Origin of the sequence: uncultured Rhodoblastus sp. (genome assembly GCF_903903185.1) — a bacterium.
Classification (GTDB): Bacteria; Pseudomonadota; Alphaproteobacteria; order Rhizobiales; family Beijerinckiaceae; genus Rhodoblastus.
In genome coordinates this window covers 53,753-64,739 of record NZ_CAIUXT010000141.1, presented here as the reverse complement: position 1 = coordinate 64,739, position 10,987 = coordinate 53,753, and the positions used below count along the sequence as shown (strand labels likewise).

Here is a 10,987-nt window from a genome sequence, read left to right as displayed (position 1 = left end):
GATGGCGGCAAGGACGCCTTCGTCCACATCAGCGCCGTCGAGCGCTCCGGCCTCAGCCAGCTGCGGGAGGGCGACAAAGTCTCCTTCGAACTGGTCGCCGACCGCAAGAGCGGCAAGATGTCGGCCGAAAAGCTCGAAATCGTGAGCTGAAGTCATTTCCCCGCAGGTGAAAGCCAGCGGGAGCAGGCAACAGCGGGAGGCGACCGCAAGCCGCGTCGTCGGCGCCTGTCGCCAGATCGAACAATTGGCCTTCGCCGGCGGGTCCAGACCCGCGATGCCGGCGAAGATCGTTCGCGCCTTTTCGGGTCGACCACGGATGTACTGGCGACCGGCTGGCCGCGAACGATCCTCCGGGCCGGCGATCTGTCCGGCACGCGAGGGAATTCGAACCTCACGGCAAAAAGCGCTCGGCGCTTGCAGAGCCCCGCGCCTTTCCAAGGTTGCGGGGTTTTTGTCTTTTACGCCGGCGCCTGTCCGGGATGCGCCATGCATCGAACTGGCGGCGGCGAGGCGTGTCAACAAGCGATTTTTCGATCCAGGGAGCTCCGGCTTTTTGGGAACATGTGCTTACGCGTCTCGCAACGGCGCGCGACAGGAGTGTGTCATGGTCAAGGAACAGAAGCGCGGCAATCGCGAAGCCAAGAAGCCCAAAGCCGTCAAGACGGCGGCCGCCGTTGCTCCCCCCTTGCTGGCGGCGGGCAAGCTCACGCCGATCAAGCCGCCCAAAAAGGGCTGACTTTCGCCTGTCCTGGTTGTTGCGGCATGGCCCGCGCGCCGAACTTTTTGCTGCGCCCGGTTTCGCCGCGCGCCGCAGCCGGGTTTTTCAAAACGGGATTCTCCGGAATTGAAAATCCGAAGATGCTTAAAGAGGAACATCCCATGCCCGCGCGCACCACCGAAACCCTGGTCACCTTCCGCCGCCCATTCCATTTGTCGCAATTCGACTCCGCGCAACCGGCCGGAACCTATCGTCTCGTCACCGACGAGGAAGAGATTTCGGGCCTGTCGCGCGTCGCCTTTCGCCGCGTCGGGACGACGTTGCGTCTGCCGTCGCTCGAGACCAAAGGCGGCCCCGAACAAATGGTTTCCATCGACGCCAGCGAGTTTGGGATCGCATTGGCCGCCGACGGCGAGGAAAGGTGAAACCATGGCCTTCAAGACAAAACCGCTGCGCTATCTGGGCGGAATTTCCGGAAACGGCTTTGTCCAGCACAATGGCGAAAACATCGCGGCGGCGAAATTCGATCTCGACGGCTATTTTCGCCCCAACATCGGCGTCACCGGTTGCGGCGAAATCCAGCTTTCCGGCGACGCGCTCAAAAGCCTGTTCGGTCGCACCGACCTGCAATTGCTGACCGACCGGGGCCTCGTCCTCGCTTTGCGTTTTTCCGACCCGACGCTGGGCGAGGCCAGCGAAGTCGCAGCCGTTGACGTGACGGGAGAATTTCCGACGGCGCCCGAGCAATGGCGCGGCCAGGAGCCTGTTTCCGCGCCTGTTCAAGAACCGGTTCAGGGATTGGAGTGAGCATGGCGCAAGCTTTTCCGCCTCTTGGCCAGGAATACGAGCCCTTCCTCTACGCCGTGGTGTGCGACGAAGGCAACGGCATGCCGCTGACGATGGTTTCCGCGATCGCCCGCTCGGGCGCCGATCCCTGGAAGGAAGCCGCGCGCCTCGCCAAATTGCCGAAAGCCGTGGCGCTCGAAGCGCTGGCGCGCGTGATCCCCGATCAAGGCGAAGCCGATGGCGAAGCCATCGCCAACCGGCTTTTATCGCTTCTTCCATCCGCGCGCGAAGAGATCAAACTTCCCTTCGTCGGCGCCAGAACCGCCGCCTTCAAGACCGAGGCCTCAGAGACTTCCGCCTTCAGGGACGCCGCACCGCGCGGCAAGCGCCTCATACCGGTCGCCATCGCATTGGTGCTCGCGCTGGCGCTGCTTGGCATTTTCAGGAAGACGCCGCCTTTCGACGCCTCGCAGCGCCCGCCCGCCGCCTCCGCGCCGGTCGCCGACAAAGCCAATCCATGACCTTAAGGGGCCCGTCCCATCGGTCCCGGACGCAAAGTCGAGCCTGCCGGGACATCGGGCGCATCTCCATTTCCGATCCGAGGCCCTCGTGACCCTGTTTTCGCCAAGCTTGTTCGGGCGCGCGCCCTCGCCCTGGGACAATCCGGAACCTGTTCGGGGGGAACTTTTCAGCGCCGAGCGCATGGAGGAACATGCGCGAAGCCTCGCCGTCGCGCAAAAGGTCACGCCGAAGCCGGCCAAAGGGCATCCGCTCGCAGGACGTCTCGCCGAGAACGGGGCCACCCTGCTTGCCGCCTACAAGAGCCTGTTGCAGGGAACCGCCGATGGCGTGGCCGTAACGCCGGCGGCGGAATGGCTGATCGACAATTACCATCTCGTCGAAAAACAGATCAGCGAAATCCGCTCGGATCTGCCCCCCGGCTATTACCGGCAATTGCCGAAACTCGCGGAAGGGTCGTTCAAAAACTACCCGCGGGTGCTTGGCCTGGCCTGGGCTTTTGTCGCCCATACCGACAGCCGTTTCGATTCCGAATTGCTAGTCGGCTATGTGCGCGCCTATCAGCAGATCCAGCCGCTGACGATCGGCGAATTATGGGCGGTGTCGATCACGCTGCGGATCGTCATGATCGAAAATCTGCGCCGCCTCGCCGAGCAGATCGTCAAGGGCCGCGCGGCGCGCCAGCGGGCGGACGATCTCGCCGACCGTTTGCTTGGAGTAGCCGGCAAAACCGCCCAGCCGCTGCGTACAGCGCTCGCCGGGTACGAGAACGACGTGAGCGCGGAAGCCTTCGCGGTGCAACTGATCCACAGGCTGCGCGACCAGGACCCGCGCGTGACGCCGGCCTTGACCTGGCTCGACCAGCGCCTGGCGGCGCAACTCACCAGCGCCGACATGGTCGTGCGCGCGGTCCACCAGCGACAGGGCGCGACCAGCGTCTCGATGCGCAACATCATCACCAGCCTACGCCTGATTTCCGATGTCGAGTGGAAGGATCTGTTCGAGGAAGTCAGTCTCGTCGACGAGACGCTCGGCGCCGACGGCGGTTTCCGCGACATGGATTTCCCGACGCGCAATCTTTATCGCACGGCCATCGAGGAACTGGCGCGCGGCTCCAACGCCGCCGAACTTGATGTCGCGCACAGCGCCATGGCGACGGCCAAGCGTTTTCATAACGTCGCGGCGGCGCAGTCCGACGAGCGCAAGACCGATACCGGCTATCATCTGATCGGCGACGGCCGCCCTCAATTCGAAATGGCGATCGGTTATCGCCCGCAAGCGCGCAAATGGCGCGCCCGCCTGCGCCGGTCCTCAAGCATCGGCGTTTACGCCGGCGCCATCGCCCTCGCCGCGCTCGTCGTTCTGGCCGCCGCGCTGGCCATCCTGGCCGCCGCGGGCCTTTCGGGTTGGCCGCTCTGGATTCTCGCAGGCCTGGGCCTGATCCCCGCCATGGATGCGGCGGTCGCCCTGGTCAATCGCGCGGTCGGTTTCGGCTTCCAGGCCAATCTGCTGCCGGCGCTGGAGCTTGCCGCCGGCGTTCCCCGGACTTTGCGCACCCTGGTCGCCGTGCCGACGCTGTTGACCACGCCGAAAGCGATCGAAGAGCAGATCGAAGGCCTGGAAATCCACCATCTCGCCAGCCCCGAAGGCGATCTGCATTTCGCGCTGCTCTCCGACTGGCTCGACGCGCCAAGCGAAAACATCGACGACGACGCGGCGCTGCTCGCGGTCGCGGCAAAGGGCGTGGCGCGGTTGAACGCGCTTTATGGCCCGGCGCCCGGCGGCCCCCGCTTCCTGTTGCTGCATCGCCATCGCGTCTGGAGCGACAGCGAGCAGCGCTGGATGGGCTGGGAGCGCAAACGCGGCAAATTGCACGAGCTGAACCGGTTCTTGCGCGGCGACGGCGATACCGGCTTTGTCCATATCGATGGCGCGCCGCCCTTCGCGCCCCCCGAAACGCGCTATGTCGTCACGCTCGATGGCGACACCCGCCTGCCGCGCGACGCGGTGCGCCGGCTGATCGGCAAGATGGCGCATCCGCTCAACCGGCCGCGTTTCGACTCGGCGCTAGGGCGGATCGTCGAAGGCTATGGCGTCCTGCAGCCCCGCGTGACCCCGTCGCTGCCGGTCGGCCTCGAAGGCTCGCTGTTCCAACGCATTTTTTCGAGCCTGAGCGGCATCGACCCCTATGCCTCGGCGGTTTCCGACGTCTATCAGGACATGTTCGGCGAAGGCTCTTATGCCGGCAAGGGCATTTACGACATTGACGCTTTCGAGGCCGCGCTCCAGGGCCGGGCGCCCGATTCGACTTTGCTGAGCCACGATCTGTTCGAGGGCGTGTTCGCCCGCGCCGGGCTCGCCTCCGACGTCGAAGTCGTCGAGGAATTTCCCGCGCGCTACGACGTCGGCGCGCTGCGCCATCATCGCTGGGCGCGCGGCGACTGGCAGCTGCTGCCCTGGATTTTGGGGCGCGGACGCAAAACCGCCGGCGCGGCGAAAAACGCCGCCATTCCGGCGATCGGGCGCTGGAAAATGCTCGATAACCTGCGCCGCACGCTCGTTGCGCCCTCGGCCGTCCTCGCCTTGCTCGCCGGATGGCTGCTGCCGTTCCACGCGGCCCTCGTCTGGACCGGCTTCGTGGTCGCAACCATCGTCCTGCCGCCGATGATTCCGGTCATCATGGCGATCCCGCCGCGCAGCCCCGGCATCACGCTTTCCAGCCATTTTCGGGCGCTCGCCGGCGACCTGAAGCTGGCCCTCGTTCTGTCCGCGCTCACCCTCATCTTCCTGGCCGATCAGGCCTGGCTCATGGGCGATGCGATTTTACGCACCCTGTATCGGCTCTATGTGAGCCACAGGAACCTGCTCGAATGGGTTCCCGCCGCGCAGGCGAGCAAAGCCCGGCGGCTCGACCTGCCCGGCTATTATCGCCGCATGTTCGGCGCCGTGGTCATCGGCGCGCTGGCCCTGATCGCCGGCTGGATTGGCGGAGGCGAAAACCTATTGCTCGCCGGCGTGTTCGCGGCCCTCTGGCTGGCATCGCCGGCCGTCGCGCGCGCCGTCAGCCTGCCGCCCCGGTTCGCCGAAAGACAGGCCCCGTCCGCCGACGACGCGCGGGCCCTCCGCCGCACCGCTCGCCGCACATGGCGTTTTTTCGAGACCTTCGTCACCGGCGCCGACAACATGCTGCCGCCCGACAATTTTCAGGAGGATCCGACACCGGCCCTCGCGCATCGCACCTCGCCGACCAATATCGGCCTTTACCTCCTGTCGGTGGCGAGCGCCCGCGATTTCGGATGGATCGGAACCGCCGAAACCGTCGAGCGGCTTGAGGCGACATTGGCTACGATGAACCGCATGGAACGCTTCCGCGGCCATTTCTTCAATTGGTACGACACCCGCGATTTGCGGCCGCTCGACCCGAAATATGTCTCTTCGGTCGACAGCGGCAATCTTGCCGGGCACCTGATCGCGCTCGCCACGGCCTGCCGCGATTGGCGAGGAGCGCAATCCGGGGCGCCATTCGACGCGACATCGCGCCTCGCGGGCATAGCCGACGCCGTGGACCTGACGCGCCTGGAGGCGGCGCGCCTGCAGGACGGCCGCAAGACCCATACGGTCACCCAGACCGTGCCCTGGCGACAACTCGACGAAGCGCTCGCTACGCTCGCCGCCACCGCGCACGAGACCCTTGCCGCGCCCGATGATTTCGTGCTTCGGCTGGAAAAGCTCAAGGGTCAAGCCGGCGCCATGGTCGACATGGCCCGAGCGCGGGCCACCGAACGCGGCGAAGAAGCCGACGCCGACTTGCTGTTCTGGGCGCAGGCCTGCCAAAACACGATCGCCGCGCATCGCGCCGATCTTGCGCGCGACGCCGACGACGCGAGCGCCTTGCGATTCCGGCTGGCGAAGCTGGAGAAAGCCGCCCGCTCGATGGCGATGGCGATGGACTTCAGTTTTCTCATCGACCGCAAGCGCAATCTGCTGTCGATCGGCTGCGAGGCGCCCGATGGGACGCTCGACGTCAATTGCTACGACCTGCTGGCCTCCGAGGCGCGGCTGGCGAGTTTCTTCGCCATCGCCAAGGGCGATATTCCCGCCCGCCACTGGTTCCATCTCGGCCGCTCCGTCACCCCGGTCGCCAAGGGCGCCGCACTGATCTCGTGGTCGGGATCGATGTTCGAATATCTGATGCCCGCGCTGATCATGCGCGAACCCGCGGGAAGTCTGCTGGACGCGACCAACCGCCTCGTCGTCCGGCGCCAGATCGATTTCGCCAAAAACCTTCGCATGGCTTGCCCCATTCCATGGGGCGTTTCGGAATCGGCCTATAATGCGCGCGATCTGGAGCTGACCTATCAATATTCCAATTTCGGCATTCCGGGCCTCGGGCTCAAGCGCGGTCTGGCCGATCATTGCGTCGTCGCGCCTTACGCGACCGCTTTGGCGGCCATGGTCGATCCCCATGCGGCGCGCGAAAATCTGCAAATCCTTGCCGAAGTCGGCGCGCTCGGCCGCTACGGCTTTTACGAGGCGCTGGACTATACCCCGGCGCGCGTGCCGGCCGGCCAGCACAGCGCCATCGTGCGCGCTTTCATGGCGCACCACGAGGGCATGACCATCGTCGCCATCGCCAATGCCGTGTTGGGCGGCCGAATGCGGGCGCGATTCCACGCCGAACCGATGGTGCAGGCGACCGAACTCCTGTTGCAGGAACGTATTCCGCGCGACGTCGCCATCAGCCATCCCTGGGCGGCGGAAACCAAGTCCTCGGCCAGGAAAGCAGGCGATGTCGAACCGCTCGGCGGACGACGCTTCACCGGCGCGCATCAGTCGACGCCGGCGACGCATCTCCTGTCCAACGGCCTGTTTTCGACAATGCTGACCAGCGCCGGCTCCGGCTACAGCCGCTGGGGAAAGCTCGCGCTGACCCGCTGGCGCGAAGACGCCGCCCGCGACGATTACGGCTCCTATATTTTTCTGCGGGACACGCAAAGCAATGTGGTCTGGTCGGCGGGCTTTCAGCCGAGCGGGCGGGAACCCGACGCCTATCGTGTCGCCTTCGACGAGGACCGGGCGGAATACACCCGCCGCGACGGGTCGCTGACGACAACCATGGAAGTGCTGGTTTCCTCGGAAGACGACGCCGAAGTGCGGCGCGTCGCGATCGTAAACGTCGGCGCCTTCAGTCGCGAAGTCGAAATCACCTCCTATGCCGAACTGGTGCTGGCGCCGCAGGCGGCGGATATCGCGCATCCTGCCTTTTCGAAATTATTCGTCGAGACGGAATTTCTGACCGACGTCGGCGCGCTCATCGCCACGCGGCGCAAACGCGATCGCGACGAGCCGGACATCTGGGTCGGCCAGCTTGCCGTCGTCGATGGCGAAACCATCGGCGGAACGGAAGTCGAAACCGACCGCGCGCGCTTCCTCGGGCGCGGCCAGGGAATCAGGACGCCCATCGCCATGATCGACGGACGCAAGCTTTCCAACACCGTCGGCGTGGTGCTCGATCCGATCTTCGCGCTGCGCCGGCGCGTGCGGATCGCGCCCGGCGCGGTGGCGCGGATTTCGTTCTGGACCATGGCTGCCTCAAGCCGCGATATCCTGCTCGACATCATCGACAAGCATCGCGACGTCACCGCTTTTTCACGCGCCACGACCCTCGCCTGGACCCAGGCGCAGGTGCAATTGCATCATCTCGGCGTAACGGCGGGCGAAGCCGCCCTGTTCCAGCGTCTGGCGGGCCATGTGGTCTATGCCAGCCCGACCTTGCGCCCGCCGTCCGAAGCCATTCTTCGCGGCGCCGGGGCGCAATCGGGGCTCTGGACGCATGGCATATCCGGCGACCTGCCGATCGTGCTGCTGCGCATTTCCGACACCGACGATATCGACATCGCGCGCGAGTTGCTGCAGGCGCACGAATATTGGCGGATGAAGCAACTCGCCGTCGATCTGGTGATCCTCAACGAGCGCAAGTCCTCATACGTTCAGGATCTTCAGATCGCGCTCGAAACCCTGCGCCGCAGCCGCCAGATGCGGCGCCGGATGCGCGGCGAGGATTCCGCCGGCGGCGTGTTCGTGCTGCGCGGCGACCTCATTTCCCCCGAATCTTCGGCCCTGCTGGAGGCCGTGGCGCGGGTCGTCCTCGTGGCGCAGCGCGGCGGGCTGTTCGCGCAGCTCGACCGGATCTTCGAACCGGAGGCGCCGACCGAGTCGATCTCCCGCCAGGCGCCGCCAGAAGCCGGCATTCCGGATTGGGCCGGCAGGATGGATTGGGCCGTCAGGCGAAAATGGACCGGGAGACGAAAATGGTCCCCAAGGCGAAAATGGGCCACGAAGCAGGATTGGGCCGACAATCTCGATCGGGCCGCCGGGCGAGATCCGGCGGTCCCGACGCCGTCGAGCGAAAATCTGGAGTTTTTCAACGGGCTTGGCGGGTTCGCCCGGGATGGCCGGGAATATGTGACGATCCTCGGACCCGGCCAGGCGACGCCCGCCCCCTGGATCAATGTCGTCGCCAACGAGAGCTTCGGCTTCCAGACGGCGACGGAAGGCGGCGGCTGCACCTGGTCGCTCAACAGCCGCGAAAACCAGATCACGCCCTGGTCGAACGATCCCGTCTCCAATCCTCCGTCCGAGGCGTTTTTCATTCACGACGACGACAGCGGCGCGACCTGGAGTCCGACCGCCCTGCCGATCCGCGTCGAGGCGGCGACCTATGTCGCCCGCCATGGACGCGGCTACAGCCGGTTCGAACATGCGAGCCACGCCATCTCGTCCGATCTCACGCAATTCGTGCCGATGGACGCGCCGGTCAAGATATCGCGTCTGACACTGCGCAATCTCTCGGACCGCGTCCGTCATCTGAGCGTCACCGGCTATGTCGAATGGGCGCTCGGCCCGTCGCGCCCGGCCGGACTGGCCTTCGTGACGACTGCGCTCGATTCCGCGACCGGCGCGATCTTCGCGCGCAATCCCTGGAGCGGGGCTTTTGGCGCGCGTGTCGCCTTCGCCGATTTCAGCGGGCTCCAGAGCGACTGGACCGGCGACCGAAGGGAGTTCATCGGCCGCAACCGGACGCTCCGCGATCCCTTGGCGCTGGCCGACGGCGGCCCCTTGTCGAATCTTTTGGGGGCCGGCCTCGATCCTTGCGCGGCGCTGCGCACGAGCCTCGCGCTGGCGCCGGGCGCGAGCGTCGAAGTCGTCTTTTTGCTTGGCGAAGCCGCCGATTCGCTCGAAGCGCGGCGCCTGATCGCGCTTTATCGCGGCGCCGATCTCGACGCGGTTTTCGCCGAGGTCGGCAACTATTGGGACGATGTGCTCGGCGCCGTCGCGGTCAAGACGCCGGACCGGGCCATGGACATCATGCTCAACGGCTGGCTGCTCTACCAGACCATCGCCTGTCGCCTCTGGGCGCGCTCGGCCTTTTATCAGGCCAGCGGCGCCTATGGTTTCCGCGACCAGTTGCAGGACGGCATGGCCTTGTCCGGCTCGCGCCCGGCCATGACGCGGCAGCATATTTTGCGCGCGGCGGGGCGGCAGTTCGTCGAAGGCGATGTCCAGCATTGGTGGCTGCCCCATTCCGGACAGGGCGTGCGCACGCGCATTTCCGACGACCGCGCCTGGCTGGCATTCACTGTCGGCCAATATGTCGAGGTCAGCGGCGACGCCGCAATCCTCGACGAGGAACTGCCGTTTCTGGAAGGCCAGACGCTGGCGCCCGAGGAAAATGACATTTTCTTTGTTCCCTCGGTCGGCGTGGAAATCGCGACGCTGTTCGAACATTGCGCCCGCGCGCTCGACAGCAGCCTGGCTCTGGGCGTCCATGGCCTGCCGCTGATCGGCGGCGGCGACTGGAACGACGGCATGAACCGCGTCGGCATTGGCGGCGCCGGCGAGAGCGTCTGGCTTGGCTGGCTGCTGTTCGCCACACTGAACAGGTTCGCCAGCCTGGCCGAAGTTCGCGGCCAGCAAGCTCGCGCGGAAAAATGGCGCGCCCACGCGCTCGCCTTGCAGGAGGCGCTGGAGCGCGAGGCCTGGGACGGCGAATGGTATCGGCGCGGCTTTTACGACGACGGGACGCCGCTTGGCTCCGCGACGAGCGACGAATGCCAGATCGACTGCATCGCGCAGTCCTGGGCCGCGCTTTCCGCCGGCGGGTCGCCCGAACGGGCCGGGCGCGCCATGGCGTCGCTGGAACAAAAGCTGATCCGGACGCGGGATGGGCTCGCGCCGCTGTTCGCGCCGCCGTTCGACAAGACCCCGCTCGATCCCGGCTATATCAAGGGCTATCCGCCGGGCATCCGCGAGAACGGCGGCCAATATACCCATGCCGCCGTCTGGTCGGTGATGGCCTTCGCCAAACTCGGCCAGGGCGACAAGGCTGGCGGGCTGTTTTCGATGCTCAATCCGATCAACCACGCCCGCACGCGGGCGGATGTGCATCGCTACAAGGTCGAGCCCTATGTCGTCGCGGCCGACATCTACGCCATTGCGCCCCATGTCGGGCGCGGCGGCTGGACCTGGTATACGGGCTCGGCCTCCTGGATGCAGCGCGCCGGCGTGGAGAGCATTCTCGGAATGCGGCTGGAGGGCGATTGCCTGTGCATCGATCCCTGCATCCCCAAAGCCTGGGCCGGCTTCGACTTCACCCTTCGGCATCGGTCGTCGCGCTACGAAATTCACGTCGATAATACCGAGGGAGTCGAACGCGGCGTCGCCTTTGCCGCCCTCGACGGCGCCGAAGTCGAAACGCATCCGCTCAGGCTGCCGCTCGCCGACGACGGCGCCACCCGACGCCTCGTCGTTCGGCTTGGATAAACGGCCGGTCGCGCCCGCGACCGGCTCGGGAAAAGCGACGGGTTGCCATCGCCGGCCCGCGCGCCGGGCGGGCCGTGCGGCGAGGTCGCTCGACTTCGAACTTGCCGGATATTATGTTGCGCGCGGCGGCGCGGCGCGGCG

Annotated in this window: 6 protein-coding genes; all 6 read left to right on the top strand. The window is 66.1% G+C overall.

Translation table 11 applies throughout. From position 1 onward, the window contains the following. A partial coding sequence (locus tag QZY01_RS13500) for a cold shock domain-containing protein (RefSeq protein WP_294537854.1) occupies positions 1 to 150 on the top strand: 150 nt, incomplete at its 5' end. A 454-nt stretch (positions 151 to 604) separates the two neighbouring features. Next, positions 605 to 736 (top strand): hypothetical protein, encoded by a 132-nt coding sequence (locus QZY01_RS13495; protein WP_294537843.1) that lies wholly within the window; start codon positions 605 to 607, stop codon positions 734 to 736. A 143-nt stretch (positions 737 to 879) separates the two neighbouring features. Next, complete coding sequence (locus QZY01_RS13490) at positions 880 to 1,143, top strand: hypothetical protein (protein ID WP_294537842.1); 264 nt, start codon at positions 880 to 882, stop codon at positions 1,141 to 1,143. 4 nt (positions 1,144 to 1,147) lie between these two features. Further along, a complete protein-coding gene (locus QZY01_RS13485; protein ID WP_294537841.1) occupies positions 1,148 to 1,525 on the top strand; it encodes a hypothetical protein in 378 nt (125 codons plus the stop codon). A 2-nt stretch (positions 1,526 to 1,527) separates the two neighbouring features. Then, on the top strand, positions 1,528 to 2,025 hold the full coding sequence (locus QZY01_RS13480; protein WP_294537840.1) for a hypothetical protein: 498 nt from the start codon (positions 1,528 to 1,530) through the stop codon (positions 2,023 to 2,025). A gap of 88 nt (positions 2,026 to 2,113) precedes the next feature. Continuing rightward, positions 2,114 to 10,846 carry a glucoamylase family protein gene (locus tag QZY01_RS13475; RefSeq protein WP_294537838.1) on the top strand — a complete coding sequence of 2,911 codons (8,733 nt, stop codon included), beginning with the start codon at positions 2,114 to 2,116 and terminating at the stop codon, positions 10,844 to 10,846. The last annotated feature ends 141 nt before the right edge of the window (positions 10,847 to 10,987 follow it).